Origin of the sequence: Mesorhizobium sp. M1D.F.Ca.ET.043.01.1.1 (assembly GCF_003952385.1) — a bacterium.
Lineage (GTDB): Bacteria > Pseudomonadota > Alphaproteobacteria > Rhizobiales > Rhizobiaceae > Mesorhizobium.
In genome coordinates, this window is record NZ_CP034444.1 from 296,068 (window position 1) to 316,351 (window position 20,284).

At 66.1% G+C, this 20,284-nt stretch carries 12 protein-coding genes; 8 read left to right on the forward strand and 4 right to left on the reverse strand.

The window, feature by feature from the left end:
• The first annotated feature begins 88 nt into the window (after positions 1-88).
• Genes EJ067_RS01560 through EJ067_RS01590 form a run of 7 tightly spaced genes read left to right on the forward strand, consistent with a single transcriptional unit; the run spans position 89 to position 6,339 of the window.
• Entirely contained in the window at positions 89-721 is a 633-nt protein-coding gene (locus EJ067_RS01560) for a DUF4129 domain-containing protein (protein ID WP_126084357.1), read from the forward strand.
• A complete protein-coding gene (locus EJ067_RS01565) occupies positions 718-1,932 on the forward strand; it encodes a DUF4350 domain-containing protein (protein WP_126084358.1) in 1,215 nt (404 codons plus the stop codon). Before EJ067_RS01560 ends, EJ067_RS01565 begins: the two co-directional genes overlap by 4 nt.
• Positions 1,919-2,875: a MoxR family ATPase gene (locus EJ067_RS01570; RefSeq protein WP_126084359.1), complete on the forward strand. Its 957-nt coding sequence runs from the start codon at positions 1,919-1,921 to the stop codon at positions 2,873-2,875. The genes EJ067_RS01565 and EJ067_RS01570 overlap by 14 nt, the downstream gene beginning before the upstream one ends.
• A complete protein-coding gene (locus tag EJ067_RS01575) occupies positions 2,872-4,176 on the forward strand; it encodes a DUF58 domain-containing protein (RefSeq protein ID WP_126084360.1) in 1,305 nt (434 codons plus the stop codon). Before EJ067_RS01570 ends, EJ067_RS01575 begins: the two co-directional genes overlap by 4 nt.
• Entirely contained in the window at positions 4,173-5,192 is a 1,020-nt protein-coding gene (locus EJ067_RS01580) for a stage II sporulation protein M (protein WP_126084361.1), read from the forward strand. Before EJ067_RS01575 ends, EJ067_RS01580 begins: the two co-directional genes overlap by 4 nt.
• Complete coding sequence (locus EJ067_RS01585) at positions 5,179-6,042, forward strand: RDD family protein (protein WP_126084362.1); 864 nt, start codon at positions 5,179-5,181, stop codon at positions 6,040-6,042. The genes EJ067_RS01580 and EJ067_RS01585 overlap by 14 nt, the downstream gene beginning before the upstream one ends.
• 21 nt (positions 6,043-6,063) lie before the next feature.
• Positions 6,064-6,339 carry a hypothetical protein gene (locus tag EJ067_RS01590; protein ID WP_189510303.1) on the forward strand — a complete coding sequence of 92 codons (276 nt, stop codon included), beginning with the start codon at positions 6,064-6,066 and terminating at the stop codon, positions 6,337-6,339.
• A gap of 17 nt (positions 6,340-6,356) precedes the next feature.
• On the opposite strand, the gene EJ067_RS01595 is transcribed toward EJ067_RS01590, so the two are convergent.
• Entirely contained in the window at positions 6,357-7,043 is a 687-nt protein-coding gene (locus tag EJ067_RS01595; RefSeq protein WP_126084363.1) for a D-lyxose/D-mannose family sugar isomerase, read from the reverse strand.
• 211 nt (positions 7,044-7,254) lie between these two features.
• On the opposite strand from EJ067_RS01595, the gene EJ067_RS01600 reads away from it, so the two are divergent.
• On the forward strand, positions 7,255-8,313 hold the full coding sequence (locus tag EJ067_RS01600; RefSeq protein ID WP_126084364.1) for a D-TA family PLP-dependent enzyme: 1,059 nt from the start codon (positions 7,255-7,257) through the stop codon (positions 8,311-8,313).
• Positions 8,314-8,424: 111 nt separating this feature from the next.
• Here the strand turns inward: EJ067_RS01600 and EJ067_RS01605 are convergent, their stop codons facing one another.
• The 3 genes from EJ067_RS01605 to EJ067_RS01615 all read right to left on the reverse strand — a co-directional run bounded on the left by EJ067_RS01605 (position 8,425) and on the right by EJ067_RS01615 (position 20,195).
• The gene (locus EJ067_RS01605; protein ID WP_126084365.1) at positions 8,425-9,225 is read right to left on the reverse strand and encodes a heme ABC transporter permease; all 801 of its coding nucleotides are present in this window, start codon (positions 9,223-9,225) and stop codon (positions 8,425-8,427) included.
• Positions 9,226-9,472: 247 nt separating this feature from the next.
• Positions 9,473-11,242, reverse strand: coding sequence for a glucan ABC transporter ATP-binding protein/ permease (locus EJ067_RS01610; protein WP_126084366.1), 1,770 nt, complete (start codon positions 11,240-11,242; stop codon positions 9,473-9,475).
• A 373-nt stretch (positions 11,243-11,615) separates the two neighbouring features.
• Positions 11,616-20,195 carry a glucoamylase family protein gene (locus EJ067_RS01615; RefSeq protein WP_126084367.1) on the reverse strand — a complete coding sequence of 2,860 codons (8,580 nt, stop codon included), beginning with the start codon at positions 20,193-20,195 and terminating at the stop codon, positions 11,616-11,618.
• Between the last annotated feature and the right edge of the window lie 89 nt (positions 20,196-20,284).

The window sequence follows — 20,284 nt, forward strand, 5'->3', positions numbered from 1 at the left end:
TTGACGGGCTGCGTCCAGTGCACTTGCAATTGTCTTTCCATATTGCCAGTGTCGGCGCCGAACCGCAGGTTGCAGGGGGAACGCGCGGGTGACTGTCGCACAGCCGGGCACGGCCGACGCCGAATGGCTGACCAGAATGCACAAGCAGCTGCTGACGGATGATTCGATCCAGTTCGACCTGCCGGCGCTGGTGCGGCCGGAACCGCCGGAATGGCTGAAGCCCTTTCTGGAAGCCCTGGCCAAGCTCGGCCCCTACATGATCTATCTGTTCTGGGGCGCGGTGATCATCGGCGTCGCGATCATCGCGTTCCTGCTGGTCCTCGAGGCGAAGGGAGTCGCCTGGCGGCTGCCGTGGCGGCGCGCCCGCAAGCAGGACGAGACGAAGGAAGAATGGCGCCCGGATGCCGGTGCGGCGCAGATCCTGCTCTCCGAGGCCGACGCGCTCGCCGCGCGCGGCGACTATGACGAGGCGGTGCATCTTCTCTTGCGCCGCAGCGTCGCCGACATCGCCACCCACCTGCCCGATTTCCTGCGCCCTTCGCTCACCGCGCGCGACATCGCGGCCGCGAGCTCCATCCCTTCCCGCCCCCGCACGGCCTTCAGCGAGATCGCGCGCATCGTCGAGGCGGCGCTGTTCGCTCGCCGGCCTGTCGGCGCCGAGGGTTGGCAGCAGGCCCGCGGCGCCTATGAACGCTTCGCCTTCCGGGATGCCTGGGCATGAGCGCGGAGGCGAGCGAGACAGCCGAGGCACCGTTCAGCGGCAGGACGCTGTTCTGGGGCATCTTCGCCAGCCTGCTGGCGGCAGCCGGATTTTTTCTCCTCTCCACCTACGCCCCGGATTTCCGCCAGCCTCAAGGCGGCGGCACGCCGTTCTCCAAAGGCGGCACCGGTTATGCCGGGCTTGTCGAATGGCTGAAGCTCACCAACGGACAGGCGCCGCCCATGGCGCGCAGCGAAAAGGAACTGGAATCCTCCCTGGCGTCCACCTTCCTGCTCATCGTCACCATCGCTCCGGAAAGCGACCCGGCGGCGCTGCAGCGCATCATCAAGCTGCGCTCCGGCAAGGACACGCTGTTCGTGCTGCCCAAATGGGTGACCTTTCCGCAGCCAGAGCATGAGGGCTGGGAGACGAAGGTCGAACGGCTGCCGAATACCGTCGTCAACGACTGGCTCGGCCGCATCGCCAAGGCGAAGCTCGGCGAAGGCAAGCCGACGGTCGATCAGATCGATGTCGATGGCCGCAAGATCGCCGTGCCCGGCGAATTGCAGTGGGTGGCCGACGAGCACCCGCTGATCGCTGCCGGCGACGGCAGGGCCGTTCTCACCGAGCTCGACAACGAGCCGTTCTACATCCTGACCGATCCCGATCTCATCAACAACGCGGCGCTGAAGGACGAGCAGAAGGCGGCCGCAGCGCTCGACATGATTGCTATGCTCGAGCCCGCCAGGGGCGCGGTGATGTTCGACCTGACGCTGCACGGCATCGGCCACAACTATGACCTCGCCAAGCTTTTGGTCGAGCCACCCTTCCTGGCGCTGACGCTGTCGGTGCTGACGGCGGCAGCACTTGCCTTCCTGCACGGGCTCGGCCGGTTCGGCCCGGCGCGCGCCGAAGGGCGCGCCATCGCCTTCGGCAAGCGGGCGCTGGTCGACACCACGGCGATGCTGCTCAGGCGCGCCGGGCGGCTCGGAGGCCTTGGCGACCGCTACGCGGCGCTGATGCGCCAGCGCGCCGCCGCGTTGCTTGGCGCGCCGCACGGGCTGCAGGGCGAAGCGCTCGACCGCTGGCTGGATAGCCGCGATAAAAGCGAAGCGCACGGCTTCACCGCGCGGTTCAAGGCGGCGAACGATTCTAATAGTTTGGCCGGAATGCATGAAGCAGCGGAAAAGCTGCATGACTGGATGGCAAGGAGGCTTGGTGAACGTCGATGAAGTGAAGGCCCTGGCGAGCGCGATCAGGGAAGAAGTGGCGAAAGCGATCACCGGTCAGCGCGACACGGTCGATCTGATGCTGACGGCGCTGTTCGCCGGCGGGCATATATTGCTCGAAGGCCCGCCGGGCACGGCCAAGACCATGACCGCGCGCTGCTTCGCCCAGGCGCTGGGTGTCGCCTATGGACGCATCCAGTTCACGCCCGACCTGATGCCAGGCGACATCGTCGGCTCCAACATCTACAATTTCCAGACCGGGCAGTTCACGCTGACGCGCGGCCCGATCTTCTGCGACGTCCTGCTCGCCGACGAGATCAACCGTACGCCGCCGAAGACGCAGGCCGCCCTTCTGGAAGCCATGCAGGAACACGCCGTCACCTTCGACGGCACGACGCACTCGCTCGGCCGCAACTTCATGGTGGTGGCGACGCAGAACCCGATCGAGCATCAGGGCGTCTATCCGCTGCCCGAGGCGCAGCTCGACCGTTTCCTGTTCAAGCACCGGGTGAGCTATCCGGATGCGCAGGAGGAACGCGCCATCATCGTCCACCACGGCGGCGGCTCGGCCTCGCACGACATCAAGCAATACGGCATCGAGGCGCAGACCGACCGCAAGACGCTCGAGGCGGCGCTGGCTACCGTCGGCGACGTCACACTGGTCGACGACGTCGTCGGCTATATCGCGGCGCTGGTGCGCGGCACGCGCGAAAGCCCGGACCTCGAAGTGGGCGCCAGCCCGCGCGCTGGCGCCATGCTGGCGCGCGCCGCGCGCGCACGGGCAGCGCTCGACGGCCGCAACTATGTCATCCCCGACGACGTCAAGGCTTTGGCCGTGCCGGCGCTGCGCCATCGCGTCGTCCTCTCGCCGGCGGCGCAGATCGACGGACGCCTGGTCGAGCAGATCGTTTCCGACCTCGTCGACCAGACGGAAGCGCCGCGTTGATCTATCCGAGCGGCAGAGCGGTGTGGGCAGCGGCGGCTGGGGCGATCCCCGCCTTCCTGATCGCGCTGGCGCTGCCGCACGTCTGGTATCTCGGCCTGTTGTGGATCTGCGCGCTGCTTGCCTTCCTGGCGGTCGACGCCGCGGCCGGGCGTGGACGTGCCTCGCTCGACGCCGCACTGACCGCGCCGCCGCAGGTCGGCGTCGGTGGGCGCTTCACGCTCCACATCGCGGCCGGTCTCGGCGCGAGGCCGCGCCGGCTGCAGGCGCGCGTCGGGCACGACCAGCGACTGACGCCGGTCAACGGCACCGGCGGCGCCCTGCCCGCGAACGGCGGCACGCTCGATCTCGAATTCGACGCCGTTCGGCGCGGCATCGCCAGCTTCGATCGGCTGTGGCTGCGCTGGCAGGGACCGTTCGGGCTGGTCTGGAACCAGGCCGTGCTGCGGGTGGACCGCAAGATAGCGGTGCTGCCCGATGTCAGCCGCGCGCGCGACGAGGCGATCACGTTGCTGCAGCGCTCGGCGCTTGCCGATGGCCACGCGCAAAAGCGCGCCGGCCAGGGTCGCGAGTTCGAGGCGCTGAAGGACTACCAGCCCGGCATGGGCCGGCGCATGATAGACTGGAAGCGCAGCGCCCGCCACGGCAAGCTGCTGGCGCGCGAGTTCCGGATCGAGGAGAACAACAACATCGTTTTGGCCATCGACTGCGGCCGCCTGATGTGCGAGCCCGTCGACGGCGTGCCGAAGGTCGACCGCGCGGTGACGGCGGCGCTTCTCTCGGCCTTCATCGCGCTCAAGGGCGGCGACCTCGTCAGCCTGTTCTCCTTCGACGCCAGGCCGCGCGTCTCGAGCGGCGCCGTGCGCGGATCGCCGAGCTTCTCGATGATCCAGAAGCGCGCGGCCGAGATCGACTATTCGACCGAGGAGACCAATTTCACCCTGGCGCTGACCACGCTTGCGGCAAAGCTCGACCGCCGATCGCTGGTCATCATCTTCACCGATTTCGTCGACCCGATCAGCGCCGAGCTGATGCTGCGCACCGTCGGCCGGCTGACCGAGCGGCATCTGGTGCTGTTCATGCTGATGAAGGATGTCGAACTGGAGACCTTGGCCGACATGGCGCCGGCGATGCCGGAGGATGTCGCCCGCGCGGTGACCGCCGGCGACCTGTTGAAACAGCGGCAAGTGGTGATCGGGCGCCTCAGGCTGCTCGGCGCGCATGTCATCGAGGCCGACCATCAGCGGCTCGGTCCGGCGCTGGTCGAGCGCTATATCCAGCTCAAGGAGGAAAACCTCTTATGACGCTGCCCGCCGGCACCGATGCGGTGCGCCAGTCGCTGGCGAGCTTCCGCCAGGAGCGCGAGGCCGACTGGAAGGCCTTCGAGGCGTTGCTTGCCCGCGTCGAGAAGCGGGCGCCGCGCGCCCTGTCGGAGGATGAACTCTTGTCACTGCCGCTCCTCTATCGCTCGGCGCTGTCCTCACTGTCGGTGGCGCGCGCCACCTCGCTCGACAGCGCGCTGATTTCCTATCTCGAAGCGCTCTGCCTGCGCGGCTATTTTTACCTTTACGGCGCACGGCGATCGTTGAGAACACGCGTCGGCGACTTCTTCCTGCGCGATTGGCCGGCGGCGATCCGCGACCTGTGGCGCGAAGTCTGGACGTCGATCGCCCTTACGGTGATCGGCGCCATCGCCGGCTACTGGCTGGTCGCCTCCGACAAGCGCTGGTACGACGCCATCATCGCGCCGAGCCTGGCCGGCGGGCGCAATCCGGATTCGTCCGTCGAGATGCTGCGCAGCGTGCTTTATGGCGATGGCGGCGGCCATTTTCTCTCAGGCTTCGCCGCCTACCTCTTCACGCACAACACGCAGGTGTCGATCCTGGCTTTCGCGCTCGGCTTCGCCTTCGCGGCGCCGAGCGTTCTGATCATCCTGATGAATGGCTGCATGCTGGGCGCGCTGTTCCAGGTCTACGCGGCCAAGGGGCTCGGTTTCCAGCTCGGCGGCTGGCTGTCGATCCACGGCACCACGGAGCTGTTCGCGATCGCGATCGCGGGCGCGGCCGGCATGCGCATCGGCACCAGCATCGCCTTTCCCGGCGAGTTGACGCGCATGGCCGCGGCCGCTCGAGCCGGGCGTGTGGCGGCGACCGCCATGGTCGGTGTGGCGGTGATGCTGTTGTTTGCCGGCCTGCTCGAAGGCATCGGCCGGCAGACGATCACCAGCGACGTCGCCCGCTATTCGATCGGCGGCGGCATGCTGGCGCTGTGGATCTGCTATTTCTACCTGTTCCGGATGGTGCGGCATGGCAACGGCTAGGAACCCTGCCGCGCTCGTGCGTCCGCTGGTCACGCCGGAGGGCGTGGACCTGCGCGTGAAGTTGGCGGATGCCGGCACGCGGGCTTCCGGATTCCTGCTCGACGTGGTGATCATCATCACCGCCGCGGTCGTGGTCAGCCTTGTCGCGATCTTCGGCCTGGGCGGGCTCGGCGTTCAGGACGCGGAACCGCTCTTCATCGTCTGGATCATCTTCATCTTCCTGCTGCGCAACGTCTATTTCATCGCCTTCGAGGCAGGCCGACGAGCGGCGACGCCCGGCAAGCGCATGGTCGGCGTACGGGTTGCCTCGCGCAGCGGCGCCGGCCTCACCCTCGACCAGGTGATCGCGCGCAACCTGATGCGCGAGATCGAGGTTTTCCTGCCGCTGTCGATCCTTGCCGCGCGCGGCAGCGCCGGCGTCGCCGACACGCTGTCGACGATCTTCGGCCTGGTGTGGGCGCTGCTGTTCTCGCTGTTTCCGCTCTTCAACCGCGACCGCTTGCGGATCGGGGACCTGCTCGCCGGCACCTGGGTGGTCGAGGCGCCGAAAGTGGCGCTGGTCGAGGATCTTTCGCTGCGCAAGGATCCGATCGCGGCCCGCTTCCAGTTCAGCGCCGCGCAGCTCGACGCCTATGGCATCGCCGAATTGCATAAACTCGAAGAGGTGCTGCGCCGCGACGACTATTTCGCGATGAAAGCGGTGGCGGAGACGATCGGCCGCAAGATCGGCGCCAGGGTAGAGCCGGTCGATTCAAAGGCCTTCCTCACCGCCTATTACGGGGAGCTCAGGGCGCATCTGGAACGCAAGCTGCTGCTTGGGAACCGCAAGGCGGACAAGCACGCGCGGTAGGCGCGCCTAGCGAGGCTGAGGATGAAGACGTCGTTGTCTGAACTCGAACTTCAGGAAATGGAAACGCGGGCGGCAGCAGCCCAGCCCGGTCCGTGGAAGTCTTGGGTCGAAGGTCGGGACTTCGACGGAGGATCGAACTTCATCCAGACCGGCAGCGGAGCAGAGCGCGGCGAAGACATTGAGATTTCCGGTGCGACCGTCGCAGACCAGGATTTTATGGCCGCCGCACGCCAGGACATCCCTCGCCTGATCGCGGAAGTGCGCCGTCTGCGCGCACTTCTCAACCAGATCAAATAAGGTTTCGGCGTCCTCGCCTACCCCACCCACTTCTCGTAATCCGACACCAGGAGGTGCAGCGGCGCGACGTCCTCGTCGATGTTGGAGAAACGGCCGATCGGCTCACGGAAGACATTGTCGGTAAGGTCGTCATTGACGGTAGAGACCTCGCCGATCAGCACGTCCTTGCCCTCGGCCCAGAAGGCGTGCCAGACGCCGGGCAGCAGCGTGACGCTCTGGCCCGGGTCGAGCTTCAGGAGCCCGCCCGCCGGCAATCTGTGGATGGTGCCGTCGACCGGCACGGACACTTCGGCCTTCGGGTCGATGCCGCCGTCGCGGTCGTGCATGAACAATTCCAGCACCAGCTTGCCGCCGCCGCGGTTGATGATGTCCTCGGCCTTGATGTTGTGGCGGTGCATCGGGGAGAGCTGGTCCTTGCGCGAGATCATGATCTTTTCCGCATAGAGCATGCCCATGCCGAGCTTCATGTCCTCGTAGCGGCCGTTGCGCACGGTGAACAGGAACAGGCCGAGCTCGTCGAATTTTTCCTGGCCGTAATCGGTGATGTCCCAGCCGAGGCGCGAGGTGAAGATGGCGGAGGAGTCCGCCTTGTGAGCCTTCATCTCCTCCGGGCTCCAATAGGCGAAGGGCGGCATGATGTAGCCGAAGGAACGGATGAAGGCGTCGGCGTCGCGGATGATGTCGTTGATGGTGGATCGTTTCATGGTCTTTTCCTCCGGCCGCTGCCTGCTGAAATCGTCCCATTCGCATAGCCCAATGCCGTTCCGCTGTCGACGCAAACTGACGGCTCTGGCCCCGTGACAACCGGCAGTATCAGGCCCATAACGCCACGCGGAATCTTTTTGAATTTGCGCATGTCTTTGTCCCGAAACCGGTTTCCACTTTCGGGAGACATGCCTTTGAGCGGTGATCTTCATGCCAAGCATAGACGACCTCGACACGCCGGCGATCCTGATCGACGCGGCCCGCGCCGAAGCCAACATCAAACGCGCGCAGGCGCATGCCGACAGCCACGGGTTGAAGCTGCGCCCGCATATCAAGACGCACAAGCTGCCCTATTGGGCAAAGAAGCAGGTCGCCGCCGGCGCGGTCGGCATCACCTGCCAGAAGATCGGCGAGGCCGAGGTGATGGCCGATGCCGGGCTCGAGGACATTTTCCTGCCCTACAACATCCTTGGCCGCGCCAAGCTGGAACGGCTGAAGGCGCTGCATGGCAGCGTCACGCTGTCGGTGACGGCCGATAGCCACGAGACTTTGGAAGGGCTTGCCGCGACCTTCACCGATGCCGGCCATCTGCTGTCGGTGCTGGTCGAGTGCGACACCGGCATGGGCCGCTGCGGCGTGCAGAGCCCCGATGAAGCGCTGGCGCTGGCAAAGATGATCGACCGGTCAAAAGGCCTCAGCTTCGGTGGGCTGATGACCTACCCAGCCGCCGGCCGCGCCGCCGAGGCGGAGACCTGGCTGAGGGGCGCGCGCGGCACGCTTGCCGAGGCCGGGCTCGAATGCCGGCGCATCTCCAGCGGCGGCACGCCGGACATGTGGCGCTCGGGCGACGACAGCATCGTCACCGAGTACAGGCCCGGCACATACATCTATCTCGACCGCTACCAGGTCGCCAAAGGCGTCGGCACGCTCGACGACTGCGCGCTGACGGTGCTCGCCACCGTGGTCAGCCACCCGACGCCGACCCGCGCCATCCTCGACTCGGGCAGCAAGGCGCTATCCTCCGACACGCTGGGGCTGCCCGATTTCGGCGAGCTGCTCGGCGTACCCGGCGCGCGTGTCACCGGCTTGAGCGAGGAACACGGCAACGTCACGCTTGCAGAAGGCGCCAGGCTTCGCATCGGCGAGCGTGTGCGCGTCGTGCCCGACCATTGCTGCGTGGTGACGAACCTGTTCGACCAGGTGCACCTGATCGACGGCGACCAGGTGCTGGAGACGCTGCCGGTCACGGCGCGCGGGCGGATGGGGTGAGAAGCACCTTTCCCTTCTCCCCTTGTGGGAGAAGGTGGATCGGCGCGCAGCGCCGAGACGGATGAGGGGTGTTCCAGCGGAGTGAGGCGTTGGCGTTCCCTGGAACACCCCTCATCCGTCGCCTTCGGCGACACCTTCTCCCACAAGGGGAGAAGGAGGAGCCCGATCCGCCTGCCTCGCCGCAACCCGGCGCATGGCAATCACCCGGCGGCGGAAAATCTCCGTGCGTATCGCCATCAGGTGCAGCGCGAAGAACAGGACGGTGAAGCCGAGCGCCATGACGGCGAGCGGCCAGAGCATCGAAGGATCGATGGTCGGGCCGCCGAGGCGGAAGACCGAGGCCGGCTGGTGCAGCGTGTTCCACCAGTCGACCGAGAATTTGATGATCGGGATGTTGATGAAGCCGACCAGCGTGATGATTGCCGCGGCCCAGGCGGCGCGGCTTGCGTCATCCAGCGCGCGCGTCAGTGCGATGATGCCGAGATACATCAAAAAGAGCACGAAGACCGAGGTCAGCCGCGCGTCCCACACCCACCAGGTGCCCCACATCGGCTTGCCCCAAATGGAGCCCGTGATCAGCGCAAGCGCCGTGAAGGTGGCGCCTATCGGGGCGGCCGACTTCAGCGCCACGTCGGCCAGCGGATGGCGCCAGACCAGCGTGCCCAGCGCCGAGATCGCCATGATCGTGTAGCACATCATGGCGAGCCAGGCGAAAGGCACGTGGATATACATGATGCGCACCGTGATGCCCTGCTGGAAATCGTCGGGCGCGGTGAAGCTCATGTAAAGGCCAACGCCGAGCAGGATCGCCGCGATCGCCGCCAGCCATGGAACGACCTTGTCGGCCAGTCCGACGAAGCGCGTCGGATTGGCGAGATCGGTAAAACCGAGGCGTGAAGAGGTGTCGCTCATGCCGACCTAGATAGACCGGCAGCGCGTCCGGGGCAATCGGACGGTTGTCGAAGCCTTCCCTTCTCCCCTTGTGGGAGAAGGTGGATCGGCGCGCAACGCCGAGACGGATGAGGGGTGCTGGAAGGAACGAGGCGTCGGTGATCCGACGCGATCCGTCTGGAAAAGGGGCACTGCCAAGCTGGAGCACCCCTCATCCGGCCGCTTCGCGGCCACCTTCTCCCACAAGGGGAGAAGGGAAGACCTGAACTTACGCCGCTTCGTTCACCGGGCGGCTGAGGCGACGGACTTCCTCGTCGTTGAGCAGGCCGCCGGCGCGCAGCAGGGCTGCGAAGCGGCCGTTGCGCAGGGACAGCTCGGTGAAGCCGCCATACTCGACCACCTTGCCCTTGTCCATGAAGACCACCAGGTCGGCGTCGCGCACAGTGGTCAGGCGGTGGGCGATGATGAAGGTGGTGCGGTCGCGGCGCAGCTCGTCGATCGCTTCCTTGACCCGATCCTCGGTCTCGACGTCGAGCGCGCTGGTCGCCTCGTCGAGGACGAGGATCGGCGCATCCTTGAGCACCGCGCGGGCGATGGCGATGCGCTGGCGCTCGCCGCCCGAAAGCTGGCCGCCGCGCTCACCGACGACCGTGTCGTAGCCGTCGCTCTTCGACAGGATGAAGTCCTGCGCTGCGGCGGCGTCGGCGGCGGCGTGGACCTCGTCATTGCTGGCATCGGCGCGGCCGACGCGGATGTTGTCCTCGATCGAGCGGTTGAGCAGGCCGGCGTCCTGGAAGACGGTGGCGATCGAGTGACGCAGCGACTTGCGGGTCACCGTGCGGGTGTCGATGCCGTCGATCAGGATGCGGCCGCTGGACGGCGCGAAGACGCGCTGCAGCAAGTTGATGAGCGTCGTCTTGCCTGCGCCGGTCGGACCGACAATGGCGACCGTCTTGCCGGCCGGCACCTCGAACGACACATCCTCGATGCCGTGGCCGGAGTTGGCGAACTCGAAGCTGACATCCTCGAAACGCACATGGCCGGTGACGTTGGTCAACTCGCGCAGGCCGTCCGACTCGGCGCTTTCGGCAGCCGAGTCCTCGAGGCGATAGAAGTCCTCGAGCTTGGCGCGGGCCTCGGAAATCTGGGTGGCGAAAGCCGACATCTGGTCGAGACGAGCGATCAGCATTCCGGCAAAGCCGGTGAAGGCGACGACGTCGCCGACGCGAAGCTGGCCGCGAGTGACGAGATAAGCGCCAATCGAGAGCACGATCATCATCGAGATGGTCGACGAGAGACGGTTCAGCGCATTGGCGACCGCCCACCAGTCGAGCACCGGGTTCTGCGCGTCGAGCAGGTTCTTGACGTAGCGCTTCAGCGTCGCGGTCTCATGGCCGATGCGGTTGTAGCTCTGCAGCACGGCGACGTTGCTGACGCTATCGGTCACATGGGCAAACACGGTGTGGTAGTGGCGTTCGACCGCAGTCTGCCCTGACTTGGTGCGGCGCATGACGATACGGCCGATGCCAACGTAAAGCACGCCGAGGCCAAGCAGCACGACGGACATGCGGATGTCCATGGCAAGCGCGGTCGGCACAAGCAGCACCAGCGCGATGGCCGTCGAGAGATGCACGCGCATGAATTCGAGCCACAGGCTGAACAGGGTCTCGACGGCGCGCAGCAGCGTGTGCAGCGAATTGGAAGTGCCGCGCTGATGGTGCCAGGCAAGCGGCATGGTGATGACGCGCTCGAAGGACTGGCACAGCACTTCCGAGCGGCGGGCATGGGCAAAGCGATCGGCGCCCCGCGCCACCATGACGAAGGCGATGACGTTGAAGGCGCCGAGAGCGGCCCAGACGGCGAGCGTCGAAAACACGGGGCCTTTTTCGGAGATGGCACCGATCACCCGGCCCAACAGGATCGGCTCGAGGATTGCGATCGCTGCGAGCGCGATGTTGGCGCCGCAAATCAGGGCGACCCGCTTCTTGTCGGCCGCCAGATAACCCAGCGCTCTAAAGTAGATCTGCAGAAGTGACACTTCAGCTACTCCGCCAAACTCTTGTGTGTGCTCAATTCCGGAATTGTGCACCGCAGCATTTTTTGACACGTACCGGTTAACGCGTCGCAAAACAATGCCCGTCTATCGCTTCCGTTCCCATTTAGCGAACAAAAGATGACGACGGTGCGAAATCTGACGTGATCACCTAACGGTTTGAGATAAAAGGTGAAATGTCAGCCTTGCGGCAAAATAATGGCAGGTGCATCGCGCTGCCACATTTTTAATCACAAGGCGCTTGCTTAGCCGGAGCTAAAGCAGTTTGGGGCCGCGGGCCGCGATTATTGCCAAGTAAAACGCCAAGCATGGCCGCGCATCCCGGGAGATGCGCGGCCTATAAGCCAAGCCTTTGATTTTACGCAGGTATCTTGACGACGACCTCGGTCTTCTCGCCGGGCTTCGGCTCGAAAGACCCCGATCTCGTCTTCGAACCATTGACTTCGAGCGCGATCGACTTGGTCTTTTTGTCGCGGATGACGCGAACGTTGATTTCGCCGTCGAACATCTTGAGCGTGGCGGCGTAGCCGTCCCAATGGCCGGGCAGCTTCGGTCTAAACGTGATCTGCTTGCCGCGCCGCTCGATGCCCAGAATTCCCTCGACCGCCGCTCGATACAGCCAGCCGGCGGAACCCGTGTACCAGGTCCAGCCGCCGCGGCCGCCCTTTCCTTCGCCGGCGTAGATGTCGGCCGCCACCACGTAAGGCTCGACGCGGTAGTGCTCGGCCGCCTTCTCGTCCGAGGCGTGGTTGACCGGGTTCAGCATCGAGAAGCAGCGATAGGCCTCGTCGGTGCGTCCCATCTCGGCCAGCGCGATGACGAACCACGTGGCGGCATGCGTGTACTGGCCGCCATTCTCGCGCACGCCCGGCGGATAGCTCCTGATGTAGCCGGGATCCCTCTCGCTGTTCGAGAAGGGCGGCGTGAACAGCTTGACGATCTGGAGTTCGTCGTCGACCAGCATCCTGGTCGCCTGTTCCATCGCCGTGGTCGAGCGGGTCGGGTCGCCCTCGCCCGACAGCACGCTCCACGATTGGGCGATCGAGTCGATCTTGCACTCATCCGAGTTGCGGGAGCCGAGCGGCGCACCATCGTCGAAGCTGCCGCGCCGGTACCACTGGCCGTCCCAGGCCGTGCTCTCCAGCGCCCGCTTCAGCAGGTCCGCGTGCTTGGTCCAGGCCTGCGCCCGCTTGGCATCGCCCTGTCCCTTGGCGACGGGAGCGAAGTCGCCCAGCGTCTTCAACAGGAACCAGCCCAGCCAGACGCTCTCACCCTTGCCGCCCTCGCCGACACGGTTCATGCCGTCGTTCCAGTCGCCGCCGAGGATCAGCGGCAGGCCGGCCGGGCTGCTGCGCTTGATGGCGAGATCGAGCGCCCGCGCGCAGTGGTCGTAGAGCGAGGCGGTGGTCTTGGTGATCTCGGGCGTGAAGAAGGCGTCGTGCTCACCCTCGCCAAGCTCCTGCCCGTCGATGAAGGGCAACTGCTCCTTGAGGATCGCCACGTCGCCCGTCACCTCGATATAGCGGGCCGTCGCATGCGCCAGCCAGACGACATCGTCGGAGATCATGGTGCGTACGCCGGCATCCGTGCGCGGCAGCCACCAGTGCTGCACGTCGCCCTCCGGGAACTGCCGGCGCGCGGCGTTGAGGATCTGGTCGCGCGCAAGCTTCGGATCGTGGGCCAGCAAGGCCAGCGTGTCCTGCAACTGGTCGCGGAAGCCGAAGGCGCCGCTGGCCTGGTAGAAGGCCGAGCGCGCGCGGATGCGGCAGGCCAGGCTCTGGTAAGGCAGCCAGTGGTTGACCATGGCGTTGAGCGCCTTGTCCGGCGTCTCGACCTGGATGGTGTCGAGGAAGCCGCGCCAAACGCGCTCGTTGTCGGCCAGACGCTGGTCGAAGTCCTTGCCGCGATGGGTCTGCACCAGGGCGCTCGCCTCGGTGGCGGTGGCGGCATCGCCGAGCAGCCAGAACAGCGTCACGTCGCCGCCGGCCGGAATGTCGATGTCGCTGGCGATCACCGCGCAGGAATCGTCGCCTGCCTCGACACGGCCGGACAGTCCGACTCCGCCGAGCACGGCCTGCGGATATTCCGTGGTGCCGTGCCTGCCGATGAACTCCGTGCGGTCAGCGGTCACCGAATGAACGGGCGCAGCGGCGGCGAGGAAAGCCACCCGTTCGCCGAAATCGAGACCATAGGGGTTCTGCGCCAGCATGGCGCCGGTCGCGGCGTCCCGCGTGGGCACGATGGTCGCCGCGGTGCGCGAACGATGGCCGCCGAGCACCCATTCGGCATAGGCGTAGACGCGCAGCCTTGCGGGCGCCGGGCCGCCATTCTGGATGCGCAGCCGCGTGATCTTGACCGGATCCACCGGGTCGACCACCTGCGTCAGATCCATCGACAGCGCCCCGCGCTTCGACCGGAAAGTCGAGAATCCCTGCCCGTGCCAGGTCTCGTAGGTCATCGAGGGATCGCGCACCACCGCGGCCATCGGCGAGAATGCCTTGCCACTCAGCTGATCGTATATGTAGAAGCCTTCGCCGGGCCGGTTCGACACCGGATCGTTCGACCACGGCGTCAGCTGGTAGTCGCGGCTGTTGCGGCTCCAGGTGAAGCCGGAGCCTTCGGCCGAAACGTGGAAGCCGAAGGACGCGTTGGAGATGACGTTGATCCAAGGCTGCGGGGTCGTGCGGCGCCCGGTCAGCCGCGTCACATAGTGGCGGCCGTCGCCGTCGAAGCCGCCGAAGCCGTTCCAGAGGCTGAGGCCGGCGCCGTCGGCGGCGATATCGGCTCCTCCCTGGCTTGCCGGCGTCGGCACAGGCAATGGCGGCACCGGCTGGCGGGTCGGAATACCCTCCGCCTGCTGCAAGGCGTCACGGGCCTGCAATGCCGCCGTTTCGGCCCGCTCGAGCTGGTCGAAGATGGTGCCGTTGCGGGTGTGGAGCGCGACGCGCGCGACCGACAGCAAGGTCTTGTAGGTCGGCTCGTCCATCAGGTCGCGGCGCACCGCGAAGATGTGCTGGCGAGGCCCAAGCTCGCGGCCGCGCAGGCGGCTGTTCTCGCACAGCGTCTCCACCGCGCGCTGCAGGTCTTGCACATACGAGGAAGCCTGCTCGTTGACGACGACGAAGTCGATCATCATGCCGCGGGCGCGCATATACTCCTGGAAACGCAGTGCCTGGGCGACGATCTCGAGGTCGGCAACATCGCCGATGCGCACGAGGAAGATCGGGAAATCGCCGGAGATGCTGGTCGGCCACAGGCTCGACTGGCGGCCAAGGCCCGAGGCGATAGATTCGGCCGGCAGGCGCAGGAACGGATCGGGATAGATCAGGTAGCGCGCCAGCGTCTGCACATTGGCGGCATCGGTCAGGCTGAGGCCGAGATGGCGCGTCTGCACCTGGCTGCGCGTCCAGGCGAGCATCGCCTGGCGGGCGAAGCTTTCCTGGTGGTCGAGGCGGCCCATCGCCTCGTCGAGCTCGCCGCGGTTGGCGCCGACAATGGTCCAGAAGGTGAGCGAGATCTTCTTGTTGGCCGGCACGCGCACCTGGCGGCGGAGCGCCGCCACCGGGTCGAGCGTGAAGCCGTGGCCGCCGGAGAGCCGGGCTCCGGGATCGAAGGCGGCAGCGTCGGCGATGGTGCGGCCGCGGCCGATGAAGGCGCGCCGGTCGGTCTCGGCCTCCGCGTCACGCGAGGGCCCCGACGGATCGGTGACGAAATGCACCATGGTGAGGTCGGGCTCGTTCTTGTCACGCTTGCGCCTGGTGGCGAAGATGGCGCCGTTGTTCGCCGCGATCTCGGTCTCGACAAACATCTTCGAGAATAGGGGATGGGCATTGTCCGAGGCCTCGTTGCCCAGCACCAGCTCGGCGAAGGAGGTCACCTCGATGTGGCGGTCCGTGGCCCCGTCATTGTAGAGCGTGATGCGGCGGCCCTCGCCATTGCCTTCGGAAATGACGATGCATTCGACTTCCGAACGCAGCGAGCCGACGGACTTGGTGAAGCTCGCCTTGTCATCGGCAAACAGCGTCTGCACGCGCTCGTTCTCGGCGCGCTTCGGCTCGGCGGTCGCCGACCACCAGTCGCCGGTCGCGGTGTCGCGCAGGAAGATGTAGGAGCCGAGGCGATCCTCGCTCGGGTCCGGCTGCCAGCGGGTGACGGCAAGCTCGCCGAAGCGGCTGTAGCCGGAGCCGGTGGCGGAGACCATGACCGAGTAACGGCCGTTCGACATGACATTGGTCGCGCGCAGCGCCCTGATCGGGTCGAGGATGATGCGGCTGTCCGGGCTCTCGGTCTCGGTCTCGTCCTTGGCGCGCTCGTCGGCCTCCGTCCTGACGGTCGCGGTCGGAATGTCGCGCGGCGCCTTCTCCTGCAGCAGGAGCTCCGCCGACTCGATCACTGGATCGCTGTGGAAGCGCTCGCGCAGCCGGCCCTCGAAGATGGCGTCAGCAACAGCGGCGATCGACATGCCGGAATGGTGGGCCATGTAGTTATGAACGACCGCATGGTCGGTGCCTTCCGGCACGCGTTGCGGCGTGAAATCGACCGCGTCGTAGTAGCCGTGGCGGCCAAGCGCGCCGATCGAGCGCAGCCGCATGAGATTCTGCACCGCCTCGCGCGGGTAGAACTGCGCCGCCAGGATAGTGGCGTAAGGCGCGATCACCGTATTCTGGCCGAGGCCGCGCTTCAGCCCGAGGCCGGGCACGCCGAAATTGGTGTATTGGTAAGTGAGCTCGCGGTCGCGGGCATTGTAGGCCGCTTCCGAAATGCCCCAGGGCACGTTCTTCGAGCGCGCATACTGGATCTGGCGCTTGATGATGAGCTTGCTGGTCTGGTTGAGGATCGAGCCCTGCGGCTCCTTCATCACCAGCGGCGGCATCAGGTACTCGAACATCGAGCCCGACCAGGACATCAGCGCGCCCTTGAAGCCGATCTCGACGATCGGCCGGCCGAGCCGGAACCAGTGCTCCGTCGGCAGGTCGCCCTTGGCGATGGCGAACAGGCTGGTCAGCCGCGCTTCGGAAGCGAGCAGGTCGTAGCAGCTCTCGTCGAGTTGGTGCTCCTCGACGCGGTAGCCGATCGACAGGAGCTTGCGCTCGTGCCGCATCAGGAAGGAGAATTCCATCTCGAAGGCATAGCGGCGGCAGCGCCCGCGTAGCGCGAGCAGCTTGGTGCGCAACGCCGTGACGGCGCTTTCGTCATTGTGCGAATCGTGCACATGCGCTTCGCAGGTCGCCTCCAGCCTTGCGGCCCAGTCGGCGATGACGTCGCTCTTCGGCGACGCCGCCTCGACGTGAATGGCGGTGGCGAGCTTGCGGATCTCGCCGGCCAGCACCGCGAGGTTGATGGTGCGGATCGAGGCCATCTCGGGCTGGGCCTTGATGGTCATGACCGCCCGGCGCATGCCGTCGAGGCGGTCGGCGAGCCGCTGGCGCAGCGGCCTCAGCTGCCGGCGGTCGTCAGGCAGGTCCTCCAGGCTCTCGTCGAGGATCGTGACGGTGTCGAGGATGCCTTCGAAATCGCCCTGCAGGTGGACGGAAGGCGCTTCGGCCCATTCGGCGCAGGCCGCGGCCACGGCGACCAGATGGCCGGCAAGGTTGCCGCTGTCCACCGCCGAGATATAGAGCGGATAGAGCGGCTTCAGCGTCGTCGTGTCGTACCAGTTGTAGAGATGTCCGCGATCGCGCGGCATGCTCTCGATCGTCGTCATCGTGGCGTCGATGCGGGTGATAGCGTCGGACAGGCTGATCCAGCCGAAATCGCGCGCCGACACCACCGACAGCAGATAGACGCCGATGTTGGTCGGCGAGGTGCGCGGCGCCACCACGGGCGCAGGGCTTTCCTGGAAATTGTCGGGCGGCAGATGGTGGTGCTCGGCCGTCACGAAAGTCTCGAAATAGTGCCAGGTGCGTCGCGCCACGGTGCGCAGCGCATGGATGTCGGACGCCGAAATGCGCAGCCTGTCCTCGGTTTCGGCCGAGCGGCTGATCCAGCAGGCAACGGCGGGCGAGCCGATCCAGAAAATCGCGAAGAAGAAGGCGACGAACGCGCCGGTGGAATCGGCGAGCACGGGAATGGCAAGGCCGACGACGCCGATGATCACGGCGCCATACATCATGCTGTAGTAGGCGCCGAGATCGCTGCCGCCGCTCTTGTGCGCCTGCGAGGCGGTGCGCCATTCAAGAAGGTTCTGGCGGCTGACGAAGAGCCGGTAAAGCGTGCGGATGATGGCGTCGCCCATCATCCAGGCAAGATGCGCCATCAAGAGCACCTTCAGCGCCACCAGCGCGGTGCCGAACACGGTGTCGCGCGCAAGCGCCGAGAAATGGCCGCGCGGCGTCTGGTCGCCGCTCTTCGGCAGGATGCCGTTGACGATGTCGAAAGTGGGCGCCATGAACAGGCTGAGGATCAACAGCGCCTGCCACTGCGCGGCCTGCGTGAAGGGCAGCAACGTCCAGCCGGCGATACAGGCCATCACCCAGAAGATCGGGGTCAGCGAGCGGCGGAGGTTGTCGACCATCTTCCAGCGCGACAGCGCCGGAACGCCGGAGCGCGGGTCGAACATGAAGCCGAGCAATTGCCAGTCGCCGCGCGCCCAGCGGTGATGGCGCGAGGCGTCGACCGAGTAGCGGGTCGGATAGTCCTCGACGAGCTCGACGTCGGTGACCAAGGCGGCGCGCGAGAGCGCGCCTTCGAGCAGATCGTGGCTGAGGATGGTGTTTTCCTCGATGCGGTTCTTCAGCGCCGCCTCGAAGGCATCGACATGATAGAGACCCTTGCCGGTGAAGGAGCCGTCGCCGAAGACGTCCTGATAGACGTCGGAAACGGCGAAAACATACGGGTCAAGGCCGCGATTGGCCGAGAAGACGCGCTGGAAGAAGGAGGCATCGTCGCCGCTGGTGAGCGATGCGGTGATGCGCGGCTGCAGGATGGTGTAGCCCGCGGTGACGACGCGCTTCACGGGATCGAAATGCGGACGGTTGAGCGGGTGCGCGAGCTTGCCGACCAGCGTCGAGACGGCGTCGCGCGTGGTGCGCGTGTCGGCGTCGAGCGTCATCACATAGGTGACTTTATCCGGCAGCGGCACGTCGAGCGGCAGGAAGGTTGTGTCGCTGTCGCCGCGCACCAGGAGATTGAGCTCGTGCAGCTTGCCGCGCTTGCGCTCCCAGCCCATCCAGCAGCCCTGCGCCTGATTGTAGAGGCGGCGGCGGTGCAGAAGGTAGAAGCGCGGGGCGCCTTCGGACGGGTAGCGGGCGTTCAGCCTGGCGATCTCGTCGCGGGCATATTGCAGGATCTCGATGTCGGCGGCGTCGATCTCGGTCTTGGAATCCGGCCAGTCGGACAACAGCGCGAAATGGATCTCTTCCGCCGTGTTGGCGAGATGATGGACCTCGATGTTGCGGATGTTTTCCTCGACGTCGTCGCGCGAGCCGATCAGCGATGGCACGACGACCAGCGTGCGCGCTTCGGCGGGGATACCGTGCTTGTAGTCATAGCCGACGAGCCGCGTCGGCTTGAGGAAGAGCGCCATGACGGTGTTGAAGAAGGCCAATGCGCCCTCGCTCGCCGGCACCGCGAACAGCGCCAGCATCAGCGCGATCGACTCCGCCGAGAGACCGAGATTGGCCAGCGCGTTGCCGGACAGCACAAGCAGGAGCGCCGTCAGCAGGAAGACGGGCACGACAATGCCCAGCCAGCCCGTTGCGGTGAAGGCGCGCTTGAAAGTCACGTTGATCGGCGGCCGATAGCCGATCGCCTGTTCCAGCTCCGGCCGGCGCGGCCCGACCAGGAAGAAGCCGACATCGGTGTGCACCGCGGGATCGGCGGTTTCCGGCACGCCGGACGCATCGGTGACGCCCGGAACATGGCCGGCGAGCTCGATCGCCTTCTCGGCGACGCGGAATTCGGAAAGGTCGGACCGGCGCGCGAGCTGCTCGATCGCAGTGCGGTACTGGTCGCGCGAGAAGAAATCGAGCGCGGCGAAATCGGTCTTCTCGCGCAGCAGCGTGTCGATGCGGCTGACGCCCTCGAACCAGGCCGTCCAGTCGACGTCGTTGATGAGGCGCAGGCCGCGGATGATGTTGCCGGTGGTGACGTTGCCGCTGGACAGCGTCTGATGCTCGGAGATGATGATCTCCTCGGCGTCGGAACCGGTCTTCTCGAGCTCGCCCTCCAGCCATTCCAGCGCCCGGCCGGCATTCTGCGAGCCGTCGCGCAAGCGGTAGAGGAGCTGGGTGGCGAAAGTCGTGTCCTGCGCATGCGCGGCGTAGGTCGACAGGATCCTCGTCCGGTCGGCGTTGTCGTCGGTCGCCAGAACGCGGTCGGCGACCTCGTTGGCGATGTGGCGCATCTGACGCGTGCGCTCGACACGCACGGCGATGCGGCGGAGGTTTTCGATCAGCACGAAACGCAGCAGCGACGGCAGCGCCCAGAGCTCGCCGATCTTCAGCGGCTCGACCGACTGGAAGCCCTCGACGATCGCCTTGAACATGGTCGCCGAGACCGCGCTGTCGGAATGCTCGACATAGCCCCAGGCGACGACGAAGGCGCGCGGCAGCACGGTCCCGTCGGCGAGCTTGAACGTCGGCAACTGGCGGTAGAAACGGCGCGGCAGGTCGCGCTTGACCTGGAAGATGGTCTCCTCGACCAGATAATTGTTGTCGAGCAGCCATTGCGCCGCTGGCGTGATCGTCTCGCCCTTCGCCTGGGCGGCATTGGTCGAACGGTAGACTTCGAGAATCCTCTTGGCGCTGTCGCGGATGCGGGCCTGGAATTCGAATGGCGCGAACCCGAAAAGGTCCCTGACTTCGCCTTTGGCAAGTGCTGCGCCAAGCACACGCAGCCGGTCCTCAGGCAGGAAATTGGAGCGTATCGGCGCTTCCGTCACGCCCGGGAAGCCGGCGCTCGTGAATTCGATCTTGGCGGGGTTCGTCTGAATGTTCATTGATTATTCCGTAAGGCGGGGCGCAATGCGGCGTCACCGCCACGGCAATGGCCCTAAAACCGGTTCAAATGCAATTGGTTGCATGGCAG